Consider the following 19,078-nt stretch of genomic DNA (forward strand, 5'->3'; position numbering starts at 1 on the left):
ACGTATTAAGCGGGATCCTAAACAATGAGCAGATCACTTTCCATCGCACTGGCCCAGTTGAATCTGCTGGTCGGTGACATTGAAGGCAACACCGAACGCATGTTGCAAACCGTGCAAGAGCAGCAGAAGGCGGGAGCCGATCTGGTCATGTTCACCGAACTGGCGCTGTCCGGCTATCCGCCGGAAGATCTGTTGTATCGCAACGACTTTTACCAGCGTTGTGACGCGCAACTCCTGCGCCTGCAACAGGCGTCCTCCGACGTGGCGATCCTGATCGGCCATCCGTGGCGCGAAGGCGACACATTGTATAATGCACTGTCGCTGTTTTCTGAAGGTCGGCTGCTGGCGCGTTACTTCAAGCAGCAACTGCCGAACTACGGCGTTTTCGATGAGAAGCGCTACTTCCAGGCCGGCAATGAAACCTGCGTGGTGGAGCTGAAAGGCTATCAATTGGGTCTGCTGATTTGCGAAGATTTGTGGTTCCCGGAGCCGGTCGATGCCGCCAAAGCGGCCGGGGCCGAAATGATTTTGTCGATCAACGCCTCACCCTACAATCGCGAGAAACCGTACATCCGTAAAACGTTGATGGCCGGTCATTGCCAGCGTACCCATCTGCCGCTGGTGTATCTGAACCAGATTGGCGGTCAGGATGAGCTGATTTTTGACGGCTGTTCGAAGGTGTTCGACGCGGCCGGCAATATGACCCATCGTCTGGCCGCGTTTGCCGAGCAGGTGACTCTGCTGGAGTTCGATGATCTGGACGTGGTGCCCATGGCCAACCCGGCTGCCGAGCTGCCGCAGTTGGCGCAGGTGTACGAAGCTCTGGTGTTGGCGGTGCGCGATTACGTGACCAAAAACGGCTTCAAGGGCGCGGTGTTGGGGCTTTCCGGCGGTATCGACTCGGCGCTGACGCTGGCGATTGCCGTGGATGCACTGGGCAAAGACAAGGTGCAGGCGCTGATGATGCCGTTCCGTTACACCGCGGACATCAGCATCGCCGACGCCAGGGAAGAAGCTGAAATCCTGGGCATCGAATTCGATATCGTATCGATTGAACCGATGTTCGACGCCTTTATGGGTCAGTTGACGCCGATGTTCGCCGGCACCGAACGCGATACCACCGAAGAAAACCTGCAGGCGCGCTGCCGTGGCGTGGTGTTGATGGCGCTGTCCAATAAGCGCCGCAGCATCGTGTTGACCACCGGCAATAAAAGCGAGATGGCCGTAGGTTACGCCACGCTGTATGGTGATATGGCCGGTGGCTTCGACGTGCTGAAGGACGTGCCTAAAACGCTGGTGTTCAAATTGTCCGAATACCGCAATACCGTCTCTTATGTGATCCCGCAGCGCGTTATCGATCGTCCGCCGTCCGCCGAGCTGGCGCCGGATCAGCTCGATCAGGACAGTCTGCCCCCGTACGACATTCTGGATGCGATCCTGGAAGGTTACGTCGAGCGCGATAAGTCGGTTGCCGATCTGGTGGCCGAAGGCTTTGACGAGGCGATCGTACGCAAGGTCATTCGCCTGGTGGATATCAACGAATACAAACGGCGTCAGGCCGCCGTCGGGCCGCGCATCACCGCCCGCAATTTCGGCAAAGACCGCCGCTACCCCATCACATCCGGCTTTGGCCGCAAAAATTGGTAAGGAAAGAAGATGAAAAAGATCGACGCTATTATCAAGCCGTTCAAACTGGATGATGTCCGTGAAGCACTGGCTGAAGTTGGCATTACCGGGATGACCGTCACCGAAGTGAAAGGCTTCGGCCGCCAGAAGGGCCACACCGAGCTGTATCGCGGCGCGGAGTACATGGTCGATTTTCTGCCAAAGGTGAAAATTGAGATCGTCGTGGCCGACGATATCGTCGATACCTGCGTGGAAACCATCATGCAGACCGCGCAAACCGGTAAAATCGGCGACGGCAAAATCTTTGTCTTCGACGTGGCGCGCGTGGTGCGTATTCGTACCGGCGAGCAGGACGAAGAAGCGATTTGATTTGACCTTTCCGGTCTGAAATCCCTGAGGGCGCAGCTCAATACTGCGCCCTTGTTGTTTCTGCCATTCTCCCTTGAACCCGCATTTTTATTCTTCTGTCTCAGTCATTCCTGTGGTTGGCGTTCTAAAAAAGCGAAGGCTATCGCGTTTTTGATAGTTTTTCCGATCGCTTCACTACACCGATGGCTACACTCAACGCAACTGCTTTGAGTGAGATTATTTTTCATGATGACGCTGCGCCAAATCCGCCATTTCATCGCCGTGGCCGAAACCGGTTCGATCTCCGCTGCCGCTCAGGCGGTGTTTGTTTCCCAGTCTTCGTTGACGCTGGCGATCCAGCAGTTGGAAACCGATATCGGCGTGCGGCTGTTCGATCGCCACGCTAAAGGCATGAACCTGACGCATCAGGGCCACCAGTTCCTGCGCCAGTCTTATCTGATCCTCGCCACGGTGGATAACGCCAAACGCAGCCTGCAATTAGGGACCGAAAGCCTGACCGGCAAGCTGACCATTGGCGTCACCAGCCTGGTGGCGGGCTACTTTCTGGTTGAGTTGCTAAAGCGCTTTAAATCGGCTTATCCCAACGTCACCATTCAGGTGATCGAGGACGAACGGCCCTATATTGAGCATCTGCTGGTGAGTGGGGAGATCGACATCGGCGTGCTGATCTTGTCGAACATTGAGGATCGCGATGCGTTGCAGACCGAGGTGCTGATGCACTCGCCATACCGCCTGTGGTTACCGCCGCTGCACCCCCTGTTGGATCATGAAAGCATCAGCCTGGCGGATGTGGCGAAGCTGCCGTTGATCCAGCTAAACGCCGACGAAATGGACATGCATGCGCGGCGCATTTGGGCGCGTGCAGGGTTAAAGCCGGAGATCGCCATGAAGACCGCTTCGACCGAGGCGGTACGCAGCCTGGTAGCGGCGGGCATGGGCGTCTCTATCCTGCCGGATATGGCCTACCGCGCCTGGTCGCTGGAAGGCAATATGATTGAGGCGCGCAAGCTGGTGGATTTGCTGGAACCTTTGGATATCGGCCTGGCATGGCGGCGCGGTAGCGCACGACCGGAGCTGGTTACGCCGTTCCTCACCATTGCGCGTGAAAATGGCAATATGCACGCTGCTGGACTGAAGCATTCGATTTAATCGAACGCGGCGTTCAGTATTTAGAATTTGTTGGCTGCCCGATGCTCGCTTAGTCTGATTGAAACTAACTTATTTCACATTTAGTTAACGTTTTTGTCACTCAGAGGCGATACGCAATGGCAGATGTGCACCTCCTTGCAGGTTTATCCTGTCAGCAATTCATTAACGGTCAATCGGTCGAAGGCGAAGGCCAGCAAGAGTGCATCGTTAATCCGGCCAATGGCGAGACGCTGGTCTCCATCACCGAAGCCTCGTCAGCCCAGGTCGGCAGCGCAGTTAAAGCGGCACAGCAGGCGTTCGGTTCCTGGTCGCGTACCACCCCGGCTTACCGCGCGGCTATTCTGCTGCGTATCGCCGATGCCATCGAGCGGCAGGCTGAACGCCTGGCCGGTCTGGAGGCGCTCAACTGCGGCAAGCCGCAGCATCAGGCGCTTAATGACGATCTGCCGGCCGCCATCGACGTCTTTCGTTTCTTTGCCGGCGCGGTGCGCACCCAGCAGGGGCAGCTGGCCGGTGAATATATCGAAGGACACACCTCCATGATCCGCCGTGACCCGATCGGCGTGGTGGCCTCTATTGCGCCGTGGAATTACCCGTTGATGATGGCGGCGTGGAAAATCGCGCCGGCGCTGGCGGCGGGCAATACCGTGGTATTCAAACCTTCCGAACATACCCCTCTGACCATTTTGGCGCTGGTGCCTGCGCTGCAGGAGATCCTGCCGCCGGGCGTGCTGAATATCCTTTATGGCGGTGGGGAAGGGGTCGGCAGCCATCTGGTCGGCCACCCGCAGGTGCGGCTGGTATCGGTAACCGGCGATATCGTTACCGGGCAGAAAATTCTGCAGGCGGCGGCGAAAAGCGTCAAACGTACGCATCTGGAGCTGGGGGGCAAGGCACCGGTGATTGTCTGCGACGACGCCGATTTGGACGAGGTGGTCAACAGCATCCGCACCTATGGCTATTACAACGCCGGGCAAGATTGCACCGCGGCCTGCCGTATCTACGCACAGGCGGGGATCTATCCGAAGCTGGTGGACGCGTTGGGTGAAGCGGTCGCCAGCCTGCGATTTGCCCGCAAACGCGATGAAGATAACGAAATCGGTCCGCTGATCAGCAGCCGTCAGCGCGATCGCGTCGCCAGCTTTGTCGAGCGGGCGCTCAGCCAACCGCACATTGAATTGATCACCGGGGCTGCCGCGCATTCCGGCCCGGGTTTCTATTATCAGCCCACGCTGTTGGCCGGTTGCCTGCAAAGCGATGAAATCGTCCAGCGGGAGGTGTTTGGCCCGGTGGTGAGCATCACCCGTTTTGAACATCTGGAGCAGGCGGTCAACTGGGCAAACGATTCCGAATACGGCCTGGCCTCATCGGTCTGGACGCAGAATATCGATCGGGCGTTGCATATCGCCGCCCATCTGCAATACGGCAGCACCTGGATCAACACCCATTTCACCCTGGCGAGTGAGATGCCGCACGGGGGCCTGAAACGCTCCGGCTATGGCAAGGATCTTTCCAGTGATTCACTGCAGGACTACAGCGTGGTCAGACACGTCATGGCGAAGTTTAAAGCCAGCTTCTAATGAGACTAGGGCGGCAGCCGTTCCCTGCCGCACACAGATAGGCCACACAGGGGTAATTACGATGGGAAAAACTACCGCAGTCACCACCACAGTTTCCGCACTCTGTTTCACCGTGCTTTGCGGTCTGGCCCAGGCGGCCGACTTGCCACAGGCGCTGGGTAAAGGGGAAGGGCGACTGGATATCATTGCCTGGCCCGGCTATATCGAGCGCGGTCAGTCCGACAAAAACTATGACTGGGTCAGCCAGTTTGAAAAGCAAACCAGCTGTGCGGTGAATGTGAAAACCGCCGCCACCTCCGATGAAATGGTCAGTCTGATGGCCAAAGGGGGTTATGACCTGGTCACCGCTTCCGGCGATGCCTCGTTGCGACTGATCTTCGGCAAACGGGTGCAGCCAATCAACCCTGCACTGATCCCCAATTGGAAAAACATCGACCCGCGCCTGCTGAACGGTGCCTGGTATACCCTGGACGGCAAAACCTACGGCACCCCGTACCAATGGGGCCCGAATCTGCTGATGTACAACACCAAAACCTTCTCGACGCCGCCGGACAGTTGGGCGGTGGTGTTCCAGCAACAGAACCTGCCGGACGGCAAGACCAATCAGGGCCGGGTGCAGGCCTACGATGGGCCGATTTACATCGCCGATGCGGCGCTGTTCCTGAAGGCGACGCAACCGCAGCTCGGTATCAGCGATCCGTACCAGTTGAACGAAGAGCAATATCAGGCGGCGTTGAAGTTGTTGCGCACCCAGCATGCGTTGATCCACCGCTACTGGCATGACACCTCGGTACAAATGAGCGATTTCAAAAACGAGGGTGTGGTCGCCTCCAGCGCCTGGCCGTATCAAGCCAACGCCCTGAAAGGGGAAGGCCAGCCAATCGCGACCGTATTCCCGAAAGAGGGTGTGACCGGCTGGGCCGACACCACCATGTTGCACGCCGATGCCAAACACCCGAACTGCGCCTACCTGTGGATGAACTGGTCGCTGGAACCCAAAGTGCAGGGCGACGTTGCCGCCTGGTTCGGTTCTGTGCCGGCGTCACCGGCGGGTTGCAAGGCCAGCACGCTGTTGGGTGATAAAGGGTGTGAAACCAACGGCTTCAACCAGTTCGACAAGATTGCCTTCTGGAAAACACCGCAGGCACAGGGCGGCAAATTCGTGCCATACAGCCGCTGGACTCAGGACTATATCGCCATCATGGGCGGTCGCTAACCCGCGGGGGCGTAGCCTGCTACGCCCGATTAATGCCTTTCAGGAGCGCAGATCATGACCATTGCCGTGCAATTTATCGATGTATCGCGGAGCTTCGGCGAGGTTCGTGCCGTGGACCGGGTTTCTATCGAAATACAGGACGGGGAATTCTTCTCCATGCTCGGGCCTTCCGGTTCGGGGAAAACCACTTGCCTGCGATTGATCGCCGGCTTTGAACAGCTCAGCGCCGGTTCGATCCGCATTCACGGGCAGGAGGCGGCCAATTTGCCGCCGTATCAGCGCGACGTGAATACCGTTTTCCAGGATTACGCACTGTTCCCGCACATGTCGGTGCTGGAAAACGTCGCCTACGGGCTGATGGTTAAAGGCGTCGCCAAGCGTGAGCGGTTGGTGCGTGCGCAAGAAGCGCTGGACAGCGTGGCGCTGGGGTTTGTTGCCGAACGCAAGCCGGCGCACCTTTCCGGTGGCCAGCGGCAGCGTGTCGCCCTGGCTCGCGCACTGGTCAATCGGCCGCGGGTGCTGCTGTTGGATGAACCCCTCGGCGCGCTGGATCTCAAGCTGCGCGAGCAGATGCAGGGGGAGTTGAAAAAGCTGCAGCGCCAGCTTGGCATCACCTTTATTTTCGTCACCCACGATCAGAGCGAAGCGTTGTCGATGTCCGATCGGGTCGCGGTGTTCAACAATGGCCGCATCGAACAGGTTGACGCGCCGCGCGAGCTTTACATGCGCCCGAAGACGCCGTTTGTCGCCGAGTTTGTCGGGACCTCTAACGTGGTGCGCAGCGATTTGGCACAGCGGTTGTTGGGGCAGGCGGCCACTTTCTCGATCCGTCCCGAGCATATTCGCTTAGCGGATCAGGCCGGTGCGGCGCAGGGTGAAATCCAGGTGCAGGGGACGTTGCAAGAGATCCATTATCAGGGGGCGGCGACGCGCTATGAAATTGCCTTGAACAGCGGTGAAAAACTGCTGGTCAGCCAGGCGAATCCGCAGTGGCACGTCGACGGGCAGCAACATCTGATCGGCCAACCGGTCACCGCCTGTTGGTCGCGCGAGGCGATGGTGCCATTGCTGGAGGCGAGGTGAGATGGAAATGAGCATCGATTATCCCGCGCCGCGCCGCGGTACCTTGCGCACCCTGTCGACCTACCTTTATCGCCGGCCGACGCTCTACCTGCTGCTGTTACTGGTGCCGCCGCTGCTGTGGTTTGGCGCGGTGTACCTCGGCTCACTGCTGACGCTGCTGTGGCAGGGTTTCTACACCTTCGACGACTTCACCATGACGGTGACGCCGGATCTGACCTTCGATAACCTGCGGGCGCTGTTCAATCCGGCCAATTACGACATCATTCTGCGTACGCTGACGATGGCGATACTGGTGTCCCTGGCCAGCGCGGTGCTGGCGTTTCCGATTGCCTATTATATGGCGCGCTACACCAGTGGCCGCACCAAAGCGTTCTTTTACATTGCGGTGATGATGCCGATGTGGGCCAGTTATATCGTCAAGGCCTATGCCTGGACGCTGCTGCTGGCGAAGGATGGCGTGGCGCAGTGGTTCTTGCAGCATCTGGGGCTGGAGCCGGTGCTGGCGACGATCCTGACCGTGCCGGGCGTCGGGGGCAACACGCTGTCCACCTCCGGGTTGGGCCGTTTTCTGGTGTTTGTTTATATCTGGCTGCCGTTCATGATCCTGCCGATCCAGGCGGCGCTGGAACGTTTACCTCCTTCGCTGTTGCACGCATCGGCGGATCTGGGCGCGCGACCGGCGCAGACTTTTCGCTACGTGATCCTGCCGCTGGCGGTGCCGGGGATCGCCGCCGGATCCATCTTCACCTTCTCGCTGACGCTGGGGGACTTTATCGTGCCGCAGCTGGTGGGGCCGCCGGGCTACTTTATCGGCAGCATGGTGTACGCCCAGCAAGGGGCGATCGGCAATATGCCGATGGCTGCCGCCTTTACCCTGGTGCCGATCGTGCTGATCGCGATTTATCTTTCCATTGTGAAACGTCTGGGGGCCTTCGATGCACTCTGAACGCGCGCCATTAGGGCTAAAACTGGCTGCCTGGGGCGGACTGATTTTCCTGCATTTCCCGCTGGCGATTATCGCCATCTACGCCTTTAACACCGAGGATGCGGCGTTCAGCTTCCCGCCGAAGGGTTTCACGCTGCATTGGTTCAGCGTTGCCGCCGGGCGGCAGGACATTATCGATGCGATGCTGCTTTCCGCGCAGATTGCCGCGCTGGCCACCGCCGTGGCGCTGGTGCTGGGCACGCTGGCGGCTGCGGCCCTGTACCGACGTGATTTCTTCGGCAAAGACAGCATTTCGCTGTTGCTGCTGTTGCCGATCGCGCTGCCGGGCATCGTCACCGGCCTGGCGCTGTTGGCGGCATTCAAAGCGCTGAATATCGAGCCGGGGGTGCTGACGATAGTGATCGGCCATGCCACTTTCTGCGTGGTGATCGTGTTCAACAACGTGATTGCCCGTTTCCGCCGTACCTCTCATAGCCTGATTGAGGCCTCTATGGACCTCGGTGCCGACGGCTGGCAGACCTTCCGCTACGTGATGCTGCCCAACCTCGGCTCGGCGCTGCTGGCCGGGGGCATGCTGGCGTTCGCGTTGTCGTTTGATGAAATCATCGTCACCACTTTCACCGCCGGGCATGAGCGCACGCTGCCGCTGTGGCTGCTGAACCAGCTCGGTCGCCCGCGCGACGTGCCGATCACCAACGTGGTGGCGCTGTCGGTGATGTTGCTGACCATGATCCCGATTCTGGGGGCCTATTACCTGACCAAGGGTGGCGAAAGCGTCGCCGGCAGCGGCAAATAACTTTCCACTTCGTCTTTCAAGCTGCAGCGTTGTTGGCTGCGAGCGTAAACCCCAGTCACTTATTTTGTATAAGCTCTGGGGGATTTACGCTCTTGCCGCCTGGCTGCAACTTGAAATCCATTGGGGAAAGGGATCATGTCGCTAAAAATAAATAACTGAGGGGTTCGTCTATATGCAAAGCCAACTGTTGATTAACGGCCAACTGGTTACCGGCCAGGGCGCGTTGTTGCCGGTGTATAACCCGGCAACCGGAGAGGTGGTGGTACAGGTGGCTGAAGCCAGTGCAGAGCAGGTCGATCAGGCGGTGCTGGCGGCCGACGCTGCGTTTGCCGAATGGGGGCAGACCACACCGAAGGAGCGGGCAGAATACCTGCTGAAGCTGGCGGATCTGATCGACAGCCATGCGGAAACCTTTGCCCGCCTGGAATCGCTTAACTGCGGCAAACCCTATCACTGCGTACTGAATGACGAACTGCCGGGCGTGGCTGACGTTTTCCGCTTTTTCGCCGGGGCCAGCCGTTGCCTGAGCGGGCTGGCGGCCGGTGAGTATCTGGCCGGGTACACGTCGATGATCCGCCGCGATCCGCTGGGCGTGATCGCCTCGATCGCCCCCTGGAACTACCCGCTGATGATGGCGGCGTGGAAGCTGGCCCCGGCGTTGGCGGCGGGTAACTGTGTGGTGCTGAAGCCATCGGAGCAAACTCCGCTGACGACTTTTAAGCTGGCCGAGTTGGCCGCCGGCCTGTTTCCGCCGGGGGTGTTCAACGTATTGTTTGGCCGTGGTGCCAGCGTCGGCGATCGGCTGACCGGACATGACAAAGTGCGCATGGTGTCGCTGACCGGGTCAATCGCCACCGGCGAACACATCATTGCCCATACCGCACCCGGCATTAAACGTACCCATATGGAGCTGGGGGGTAAGGCACCGGTGCTGGTGTTTGACGATGCCGATCTGCAGCAAGTGGTGGAGGGCATTCGTAGCTTTGGTTTCTACAACGCCGGCCAGGATTGCACCGCCGCCTGCCGGATTTATGCGCAAAAAGGCATTTACCCGCAGTTGGTGAAGGCCTTGGGTGAGGCTATTAGCAGCCTGAAGATAGGCCCGCCGGAAGATCCAGACAGCGAGCTGGGCCCGTTGATCACCGCCCAGCATCTGGAGCGGGTGGTGGGTTTTGTGGAGCGAGCCAAGGCGCTGCCGCATGTGCAGGTGGTGACCGGCGGTGAACGGGTGAACGGGCCGGGTTACTATTTCCAGCCAACGCTGCTGGCCGGGGCGCGTCAGGAAGATGAGATTGTGCAGCGCGAAGTGTTCGGCCCGGTGGTGACCGTCACTTCGTTTGACGATGAGGCGCAGGTGTTGGCCTGGGCCAACGAGTCACAGTATGGCCTGGCGTCGTCGCTGTGGACCCGCGACGTCGGCCGGGCACACCGTTTAAGCGCCCGTCTGCAGTATGGCTGCACCTGGGTGAATACCCACTTCATGCTGGTGAGCGAGATGCCGCACGGCGGCCAAAAGCTGTCCGGTTACGGCAAGGATATGTCGATGTACGGCCTGGAAGATTACACCGCTATCCGCCATGTGATGTTTAAACATTGATTCATCAGGTTTTATCTGCAAAATAACGCGGCTTTCAGGCTGGTGACTACTGGCTTGATAATAATATCCCCTATGGATTTGAAGCTACAGCTAGGCGGCCAGCTTGCTCATCCCCAGGCGCTTACTAAAGTCAAGTTACTGGGGTGAGCAAGTGCAGGTAACAACGCTGTAGCTTTAAATACGACGGGGAAAACTGAAAGGAAGCCAATTATGGGTATCACCCGACGCGATTTTCTTAATGGGGTGGCGATCACTATCGCTGCCGGGTTAACGCCGATGCAGATCCTGCGGGCATCGCCGCAAACCGCCAATCAAACCCTCTATTATCCGCCGACGCTGACCGGGCTGCGGGGCAACCATCCCGGCTCATTTGAGCATGCGCATCAATTGGGGCGTGACGGCAGGGCCTTCGATTTTGCCGCCGTACCGGCGACGGAAGAGTTCGATTTGGTGGTGGTCGGCGCCGGGATCAGCGGGTTGGCTGCGGCCTGTTTCTGGCAACAAATGAAGGGGCAGCAGCAGCGTATTTTGCTGATCGATAATCACGATGACTTCGGTGGCCACGCCAAGCGCAATGAGTTCAGCAGTGAGAACGGCACCATTCTTGGCTATGGCGGCAGCGAGTCGCTGCAGTCGCCGCGTTCCAACTTTAGCCCGGTGGCGATGGGTTTATTGAAAAAGCTGGGCGTCAGCATCGATAACCTGGAAAAGGCTTTCGATACCACCTTCTACCCGAACCTGAACCTGAGTCGCGGCGTCTATTTCGATCGTAAAAACTTTGGCGTCGACAAAGTGGTGAGCGGCGATCCTGGGCGCATGGTGGCGGACGATATTCCGCATGACCGTCTCAACGGCCGCTCCTACGAAGCCTTTATCGGTGATTTCCCGCTGCCCGAAAGTGACCGCCAGGCGCTGATTGAGCTGCACACGGTGGATAAAGACTACCTGCCGGAGATGAGTCAGGAGCAGAAAAGCGAATGGCTCGACAAGCACAGCTACACCGAATTCCTGCGTGAAAAGGTGGGCTTGAGCGAAATGGCGATCCGCTATTTCCAGCAAACCACCAGTGATTTCCAGGCGGTGGGCATCGACGCCACTTCGTGCAGCGACGCCCGTATTTGCGACCTGCCGGGTCTGAACGGCATGAACTTGCCGCCGCTGGACGAAGAGTCGCAGGCGGATCTCGACGATCCTTACGTGTTCCATTTCCCGGATGGCAACGCCACCCTGACGCGTCTGATGGTGCGCCATTTGATCCCGGCGGTCTCACCGGGCGGCAAAGACATGAATGACATCGTCCTCGCCAGGTTCGATTACAGCCAGCTTGACCGGGCCGATTCGCCGGTAAAACTGCGATTGAACAGCACCGGATTGCACGCGGCCAACGTTGGCGACAAGGTTGAAGTGACCTATATGACCGGTGAGAAAATGACCAAAGTGCGCGCCGGGCAGGTGGTGATGGCCGGGTATAACATGATGATCCCGTACCTGGTGCCGGAAATGTCGACCGAACAGCAAGAGGCGCTGAAGCAGAACGTGAAGTCGCCGCTGGTGTACAGCAAAGTGGTGATCCGCAACTGGCAGTCGTTCATCAAGCTGGGCGTGCATGAAGTTTATTCCCCAACCGCGCCTTATTGCCGCGTGAAGCTGGATTATCCGGTGAGCATGGGCGGCTATCAGCACCCACGCGATCCCAACCAGCCGATTGGCTTGCATATGGTCTATGTGCCGACGTTGGCGGGCAGCGGACTCAGCCCGCGTGAGCAGTCACGGAAAGGCCGCGCATTGCTGCTGGGCACGCCGTTTGAAGTGCATGAGCAGATGATCCGCGAACAATTGCAGGGCATGTTGGGCTCAGCCGGTTTCGATCATCAGCGGGATATTGAAGCCATCACCGTCAACCGCTGGTCGCACGGTTATTCCTACTTCCTCAACGGGCTGTTTGACGACGAGGACGAGGCGCAGAAAATCATTGAGACGGCGCGCCAGCCGATCGGCAAAATCGTGATTGCCAACTCGGATTCAGACTGGAGCCCGTACGCCAACTCGGCGATCGACCAGGCATGGCGTGCGGTCAATGAGCTGGCTTTTGGCCAGGTAGCCGCAAAGGAGGGAGCATGAAAATGCGTTCACTGTATTTGCTGACCTTACTGGCGGCGGGCGGTTCGGCCCAGGCGATGTCGGCCGGGGAATACGTGGCGAAGGCCGGTGACTGTACCGCCTGTCATACCGCGCCGGGTGGCGCCTTGTTTGCCGGCGGCATGAAGTTCCCGACCCCGCTGGGCAATATTTACGCCACCAATATTACGCCGGACAAACAGCAGGGTATCGGCGCTTATTCTTTTGACGAGTTTGACCGGGCCATGCGCCAGGGGATCGCCAAAGACGGCCACCGGCTTTACCCGGCAATGCCTTACACCTCTTACGCCAAAATGAATGCGGAAGATATGCGCGCGCTGTATGACTACCTGATGAAGGAAGTGCCGGCGCAGAATACCGCCAACCGCGCCAGTGACATCAGTTGGCCGTTGTCGATGCGCTGGCCGCTGGCGGTATGGAATCAGCTGTTCCATGACGATACGCCTTACCAGCCTGACCACGGCCAGAGCGCCGAGTGGAATCGCGGCGCCTATTTGGTTCAGGGGGCGGGGCACTGTGGCAGTTGCCATACGCCGCGTGGCTGGGCGATGCAGGAAAAAGGTCTGGACAGCAAAGAGCCGGCCTTCCTGAGCGGTGCCGAGCTGGACGGCTGGTACGCTTCCGGGTTGCGTGGGCTGAAACAGGATGAGGTGGTCGCCCTGTTGAAAACCGGGCGCAGCCAACACGCGGCGGTTTCCGGGCCGATGAGCGAAGTGGTAAGCCACAGTACGCAGTATCTTAGCGACGGCGATCTGAATGCCATTGCCACCTATCTGCACAGCCTGGCGGCAGAAAAACCGCAGGCGGAGAAAGTGACGGCGGTAGCCACCGGCAACCCGCAGGGACAGCGCAGCTATGCCATGTACTGTTCAACCTGTCATGGCAATAAGGGCGAGGGCAGCGATAACACCATTCCGGCGCTGGCGGGGAATGCGACGGTGACGGCAGATAATCCGATCACCGCGCTGCGCGTGGTGCTGGAAGGGGCGCATACGCCAATCACCCAACAGGCTACTGCGATCGCCATGCCGGGTTACGCCTGGGCGTTGAACGACCAGCAGGCTGCCGATCTGATGAGCTATTTGCGAGGCAGTTGGGGGAATCAGGCGGCACCGGTCACGGCGCAGCAGGTGCAGGAGACGCGCAAGCTGGCGGAGAAATAACAAAAGGGCGCGGCATGTACCGGCCGCGCCCCATTTCAATTACAGAACCTTATGCGGGCCGAAGCATTCGTAGTGGATGCGATCGGCGCTCACGCCCATCTCCAGTAATTGCTTACCCACAGACTGCATAAACGGCACCGGCCCACAGAAATAGTAATGCATCTGCGGCGTGCTGAGGCTGTCGCGCAGGGCGCTGAGGTTCATCAGGCCACGGCTCTGGTAGTCGCGGCCTTCCACGTCGTTGGCACCCGGTTGGTTGTACCACACGTGACGGCTCAGGTTCGGCATGCGCCCGGCGATATCCGCCACTTCATTGGCAAAGGCGTGAACGCTGCCGTTTTCCGCCGCGTGCAGCCAGTGCACGTCCGCCTGGTGTTGGTTATCGTGCAGGGTATTGAGCATGCCGAGCATTGGTGTCTGGCCAACGCCGGCGGAGATCAATGCCACTGGCGTGTCCGGCTGCGCTTCGAGGAAGAAATCCCCGTGCGGTGGGGCGAGGTAAATCACATCGCCTTCTTTGGCCTGCTGATGCAGGAAGTTCGAAACCTTGCCCTGATCTTCACGCTTCACCGCGATGCGATAGTATTCGCCGTTAGGGGCGGTGGTCAGTGAGTATTGGCGAATTTCCTGATTTTCCATGCTGTCGTGATTGATGTAGATCGCCAGGTATTGCCCCGGTTTGAAGTCGATCACCCGGCCACCGTCAACTGGCGCCAGTACGAAGCTGCAAATCACCTCGCTCTGCGGCTGTTTTTTGACGATGCGGAAAGCACGCAGATCGCGCCAGCCGCCATCGGCGGTTTCACTGGCCTGATAAATCTGACCTTCACGCTGGATAAACACATCCGCCAAAACGCCATAGGCTTTGCCCCAGGCATCCAACACTTCCTGACCCGGGCTGAACATCTCGTCCAGGGTCGCCAGCAAATGGCCACCGACAATCTGATATTGATCCGGCTGAATATTCAGGCTGGTGTGCTTCTGGGCAATGCGTTCCACCGCCGGCAGCAGCGCCGCCAGGTTTTCGATATTCGCGGCATAAGCGCAGATCGCGTCGAACAGCGCCTGACGCTGATCGCCATTGCGCTGATTGTTCATATTGAACACATCCTTTAGCTCGGGATTGTGCTCGAACATGCGATCGTAGAAATGGGCGGTCAGTTTCGGTCCGGTAGCGGCCAGCAGGGGAATAGTAGATTTTACGGTGGCGATGGTTTGGCTATCCAGCATGGTAACGCTCCTTGGTCGGTCATTATTGGAATAATCTAATGATGCATTTCAGATGCATCTTTTGGTTTAAACGCATCCTAGCGGTTTCTGCCGCGGCTGTAAATACCCCTGTTTTTATTGCGGGGTCGTCATGCGGCGATCTCGCTCACAGAACATGAAAAAACCGCATTCTCGGCATGAGTAAAAGTCCGTTGCCGAATGGGGGAATTTATCGGATCAAAGCCTTGCCGTGCCTAATGCCAATCGTTTGCGTAAAAACCTCTGTCAAGACCTATCCTCGGTGGGGGGAAACAGTTTACACTGTGGCCCAGAACCCAACCGGGTGATTTTTTAGTTAGCTGATTTAAGTCAGGAGAAGCCGGATGTTAAAGCGTGAAATGAACATTGCTGATTACGATGCCGAACTGTGGCGTGCAATGGAGCAAGAAGTGGTGCGTCAGGAAGAGCACATTGAGCTGATTGCGTCTGAGAACTACACCAGCCCGCGCGTCATGCAGGCCCAGGGTTCCCAGTTGACCAACAAATACGCTGAAGGTTATCCGGGCAAGCGTTATTACGGCGGCTGCGAATACGTGGATATCGTTGAGCAACTGGCTATCGACCGTGCCAAAGAGCTGTTCGGTGCCGATTACGCCAACGTACAGCCGCACTCCGGCTCCCAGGCCAACTTCGCCGTTTACACCGCGCTGCTGCAGCCGGGTGACACCATTTTGGGGATGAACCTGGCGCACGGCGGCCACCTGACCCACGGTTCTCCGGTTAACCTGTCCGGCAAACTGTATAACGTGGTGCCTTACGGCATCGACGATAAGGGCCAAATCGATTACGAAGATCTGGCCAAGCAGGCGCAGACTCACAAGCCAAAAATGATCATCGGCGGCTTCTCTGCCTTCTCCGGTATCGTTGACTGGGCAAAAATGCGTGAAATCGCTGACAGCATCGGTGCCTACCTGTTCGTAGACATGGCGCACGTTGCGGGCCTGATCGCCGCCGGCGTTTATCCGAACCCGGTTCCACACGCACACATCGTGACTACCACCACCCACAAAACCCTGGCGGGTCCGCGTGGCGGCCTGATCCTGGCGAAAGGCGGTGATGAAGATCTGTACAAAAAACTGAACTCTGCCGTGTTCCCTGGCGGCCAGGGCGGCCCGCTGATGCACGTGATTGCCGGTAAAGCGGTAGCGCTGAAAGAAGCGATGGAGCCTGAGTTCAAAATCTATCAGCAGCAAGTGGCCGATAACGCCAAAGCGATGGTGGAAGTGTTCCTGGAGCGCGGCTACAAAGTGGTTTCCGGTGGCACCCATAACCACCTGTTCCTGCTGGATCTGGTTGATAAGAACCTGACCGGTAAAGAAGCTGACGCCGCCCTGGGCCGCGCCAACATCACCGTGAACAAGAACAGCGTGCCAAACGATCCCAAGAGCCCGTTCGTCACCTCCGGTGTGCGTATCGGTACGCCGGCAGTCACTCGCCGCGGCTTCAAACAAGCCGAAGTGCGTGAGCTGGCCGGCTGGATCTGCGACGTGTTGGACAACATCAATGATGAAGCCACCATCGAACGCACCAAGAAGAAAGTGTTGGATATCTGCGCCCGCCTGCCGGTTTACGCATAATTCCGCTTTCTGTTAAGAACCCGCTTCGGCGGGTTTTTTAATGCCTGTTTACGGCAAACTGTGAACTGCCTAGCACTCTGTAGCCTCAGCCCTGAATGTGCATTGCTAGCCAGTGTGACCTCTGTCAAAGTATCGCCCTCACACCGGAGGGATCATGGTTCTGCAATCAACGCGTTGGCTCGCTCTCAGTTATTTCACCTACTTCTTTTCTTATGGCATTTTCTTACCCTTTTGGGGCGTTTGGTTAAAAGGCGAGGGCATACCGCCTGAAACTATCGGTATTCTGCTCGGCGCCGGGCTGGTTGCACGTTTCCTCGGCAGTTTGCTGATTGCTCCCCGGGTAAAAGATCCCTCTCATCTGGTGACGGCATTGCGCCTGTTGGCATTGCTGACGTTGGCTTTCGCTATCGGGTTCTGCTTCGGCAACGGGTGGGGCTGGCTGATGCTGGTGATTGCCGGCTTCAACCTGTTCTTCTCACCACTGGTGCCGCTGACCGACGCGCTGGCCGCCACCTGGCAAAAACAAATCACCATGGATTACGGTCGGGTCAGGCTGTGGGGCTCGCTGGCGTTCGTGATTGGTTCGGCGTTGACCGGGCAGATGGTCTCCGTCTGGGGCCATAACGCGATCCTTTACAGCCTGATCATCAGCATATTGGCGATGCTGTTGGGCATGATGCTGAAACCGAGCGTGATGCCGCAGGGCGAAGCGCGCAGCCACAGCGAGGCCGATCGTTCATTGTGGGAGATGCTCAAAGAAGGGCCGGTCTGGCGTTTCCTGCTGTGTGTCACCCTGTTGCAGGGCGCGCACGCCGGCTATTACAGCTTTGGCTCGATCTATTGGCAGGAAGCGGGCTATTCGGCTTCGACCATTGGTTACCTGTGGTCGCTGGGCGTGGTGGCTGAGGTGATTATTTTCGCCAGCAGCAATTTCCTGTTCCGCCGTTGGAATGCGCGCAATCTGCTGTTGCTTTCCGCCTGCTGCGGCGTGCTGCGTTGGAGCCTGATGGCGACCAGCACCGAACTGGGATGGCTGCTGGTGATCCAAATTCTGCATTGCGGCACCTTCACCGTTTGCCATCTGGCGGCTATGCGTTTTGTCGCCGCGCGCAAGGGGCCGGAAGTGATCCGGTTGCAGGCGGTCTACTCGGCGCTGGCAATGGGGGGCGGTATTGCGATTATGACGGTGATTGCCGGCTTCCTGTTTGAGCATCTGCAGGGCGGGGTATTCTGGGTGATGGCGGCGGTGGCGTTGCCGGCACTGTTTATTCGTCCGCCGGCAGTGGTGGTCAGCGACAGCCGTTAAGAGGTTTCCAGCAGCGCACGAATGGCTTTGCGTTGCTGGCGCTCTAAGGGTAATTCGGTGTAAATCAGCGGTGGCTGCGGCTCACCGTGTTCCGCGGCATAAGGGGTGATCACCAAGGTGACGCCCTGCGGCGCACCGGAACGCAGATAGTCGCGCAGCGGCAGATATTTGATGTTCAACGGCAGCAGCGTTAATTCGCGGATCTGATATTCCACTTCCTCTTCCAACTGCGGGTTGTCCAGCGTCAACAACAGCACCTGTTTTTCCTGCAGCGCATTGCCCTGCATCAACCAGGCGCCGAAGCTGATGGCGACCAGTCCCGCTTCCTCACTGGAAAAATGAATGCCGTATTCCTGTTCGAGCGGCGCCAGTGCTTCCTGAGCGGTACGCATCAAACGCGGGTACTTACGCTCGACCTCTTCCAACAGCATGTTGTCGATGCCAATCTCAAAGCGACAGCGTTCCACCGCCGGTGCCAGATGGGCAAACAGCTGGCTGATCAAATCCTCTTTACTGCTGAAGGTCATGCCGGAGATCTGCTGAAATCGCTCGACCACATTTTCAATCGCAACCATTAGCCGCAGATCTTCCGCCGAGTCGTTGCTGTGGTAGCTGTGATTTTTCAGCATGGTGAACATCAGCACCAGAAAGTCGCTTTCGCTGGCCTCGGGCTGCAGGGTAAAGAGCCGATTCAGTGAGTGATGCAGCCAACTGGCCGCCTGATGCTCCGGTTTCTGATGCAGCCAGTCGCGCTGAAGGGGGCTGAAGTTGGGGTGTCGCTGGCGCTGACTTTCCCAGGCACAGTAGCGCAGGTAGTGCTGCAGGAATTGACGATCACGCTGATCAAAGCTGCGATTGATTAACGCTTCACATTCGCTGATGCACTGTTCCAACTGCGGTGTCAGATCGCGGCTTGGCCCCAGCGCCTGCTGAAGCCAGAGAGAAAAATGGCGTTCGATAAATTCCGGGCTGCAGCGCAGCGCCCGTCGCAGCCAGTGGAGCAGGCAGAGGCGTTGGTTGAGCGCGCTTCCCCTGATCCGGTAGCCTTCGTCGGGATTGCCGTCGATTTCCAGGTGATGGAAACGCTGGATTTCACTGGCAACCTCGGCTATATCTTGCCGGGTGATGGGAGGGGCGACGCCATTAATTTGGCTGATAGTCTCCAGTTGTACTGCGGGCACCGGCGCATACAGCATCAATAACAGATGGCAGCGTCGCTGTTGACCGGAGAGCTCAGGCACGGGAGAGGTGTCCAGGCTCAT

The 19,078-nt window shown here is 58.3% G+C and carries 15 protein-coding genes; 13 read left to right on the forward strand and 2 right to left on the reverse strand.

The window, feature by feature from the left end; translation table 11 throughout:
* Positions 1 to 24: 24 nt before the first annotated feature.
* The 11 genes from ACGS9J_RS14550 (at position 25) to ACGS9J_RS14600 (ending at position 13,664) form a co-directional block, all read left to right on the forward strand.
* Entirely contained in the window at positions 25 to 1,647 is a 1,623-nt protein-coding gene (locus tag ACGS9J_RS14550; RefSeq protein WP_442231583.1) for an NAD+ synthase, read from the forward strand.
* A gap of 9 nt (positions 1,648 to 1,656) precedes the next feature.
* Positions 1,657 to 1,995: a nitrogen regulatory protein P-II gene (glnB, locus tag ACGS9J_RS14555; RefSeq protein WP_004847623.1), complete on the forward strand. Its 339-nt coding sequence runs from the start codon at positions 1,657 to 1,659 to the stop codon at positions 1,993 to 1,995.
* A 225-nt stretch (positions 1,996 to 2,220) separates the two neighbouring features.
* Entirely contained in the window at positions 2,221 to 3,144 is a 924-nt protein-coding gene (locus tag ACGS9J_RS14560) for a LysR substrate-binding domain-containing protein (RefSeq protein WP_442231584.1), read from the forward strand.
* 116 nt (positions 3,145 to 3,260) lie between these two features.
* Entirely contained in the window at positions 3,261 to 4,724 is a 1,464-nt protein-coding gene (locus ACGS9J_RS14565) for a gamma-aminobutyraldehyde dehydrogenase (protein WP_442231585.1), read from the forward strand.
* A 61-nt stretch (positions 4,725 to 4,785) separates the two neighbouring features.
* A complete protein-coding gene (gene ydcS / locus ACGS9J_RS14570) occupies positions 4,786 to 5,940 on the forward strand; it encodes a putative ABC transporter substrate-binding protein YdcS (RefSeq protein ID WP_442231586.1) in 1,155 nt (384 codons plus the stop codon).
* A 54-nt stretch (positions 5,941 to 5,994) separates the two neighbouring features.
* On the forward strand, positions 5,995 to 7,023 hold the full coding sequence (locus ACGS9J_RS14575; RefSeq protein ID WP_442231587.1) for an ABC transporter ATP-binding protein: 1,029 nt from the start codon (positions 5,995 to 5,997) through the stop codon (positions 7,021 to 7,023).
* 1 nt (position 7,024) lies between these two features.
* Positions 7,025 to 7,969 (forward strand): ABC transporter permease, encoded by a 945-nt coding sequence (locus ACGS9J_RS14580; protein ID WP_442231588.1) that lies wholly within the window; start codon positions 7,025 to 7,027, stop codon positions 7,967 to 7,969.
* Entirely contained in the window at positions 7,959 to 8,765 is an 807-nt protein-coding gene (locus tag ACGS9J_RS14585; RefSeq protein ID WP_012146350.1) for an ABC transporter permease, read from the forward strand. Before ACGS9J_RS14580 ends, ACGS9J_RS14585 begins: the two co-directional genes overlap by 11 nt.
* Before the next feature lie 172 nt (positions 8,766 to 8,937).
* Entirely contained in the window at positions 8,938 to 10,362 is a 1,425-nt protein-coding gene (gene patD / locus ACGS9J_RS14590) for an aminobutyraldehyde dehydrogenase (protein ID WP_442231589.1), read from the forward strand.
* Between the two features lie 210 nt (positions 10,363 to 10,572).
* On the forward strand, positions 10,573 to 12,483 hold the full coding sequence (locus ACGS9J_RS14595) for an NAD(P)-binding protein (protein WP_442231590.1): 1,911 nt from the start codon (positions 10,573 to 10,575) through the stop codon (positions 12,481 to 12,483).
* Positions 12,480 to 13,664, forward strand: coding sequence for a c-type cytochrome (locus ACGS9J_RS14600; RefSeq protein ID WP_442231591.1), 1,185 nt, complete (start codon positions 12,480 to 12,482; stop codon positions 13,662 to 13,664). Before ACGS9J_RS14595 ends, ACGS9J_RS14600 begins: the two co-directional genes overlap by 4 nt.
* Before the next feature lie 39 nt (positions 13,665 to 13,703).
* Here the strand turns inward: ACGS9J_RS14600 and hmpA are convergent, their stop codons facing one another.
* Positions 13,704 to 14,894, reverse strand: a complete 1,191-nt coding sequence (gene hmpA, locus ACGS9J_RS14605) for an NO-inducible flavohemoprotein (protein WP_442231592.1) — start codon at positions 14,892 to 14,894, stop codon at positions 13,704 to 13,706.
* A 362-nt stretch (positions 14,895 to 15,256) separates the two neighbouring features.
* Between hmpA and glyA the strand changes: the two genes are divergently transcribed.
* Both glyA and ACGS9J_RS14615 read left to right on the forward strand, forming a co-directional pair.
* Positions 15,257 to 16,510 (forward strand): serine hydroxymethyltransferase, encoded by a 1,254-nt coding sequence (glyA, locus tag ACGS9J_RS14610; RefSeq protein ID WP_442231593.1) that lies wholly within the window; start codon positions 15,257 to 15,259, stop codon positions 16,508 to 16,510.
* A 154-nt stretch (positions 16,511 to 16,664) separates the two neighbouring features.
* Positions 16,665 to 17,816, forward strand: coding sequence for a 3-phenylpropionate MFS transporter (locus ACGS9J_RS14615; protein ID WP_442231594.1), 1,152 nt, complete (start codon positions 16,665 to 16,667; stop codon positions 17,814 to 17,816).
* Here the strand turns inward: ACGS9J_RS14615 and csiE are convergent.
* The gene (csiE, locus tag ACGS9J_RS14620) at positions 17,813 to 19,078 is read right to left on the reverse strand and encodes a stationary phase inducible protein CsiE (protein ID WP_442231595.1); all 1,266 of its coding nucleotides are present in this window, start codon (positions 19,076 to 19,078) and stop codon (positions 17,813 to 17,815) included. The two genes, ACGS9J_RS14615 and csiE, sit on opposite strands and share 4 nt — an antisense overlap.

The organism is Serratia quinivorans, from assembly GCF_052113645.1.
Classification (GTDB): domain Bacteria; phylum Pseudomonadota; class Gammaproteobacteria; order Enterobacterales; family Enterobacteriaceae; genus Serratia; species Serratia quinivorans_B.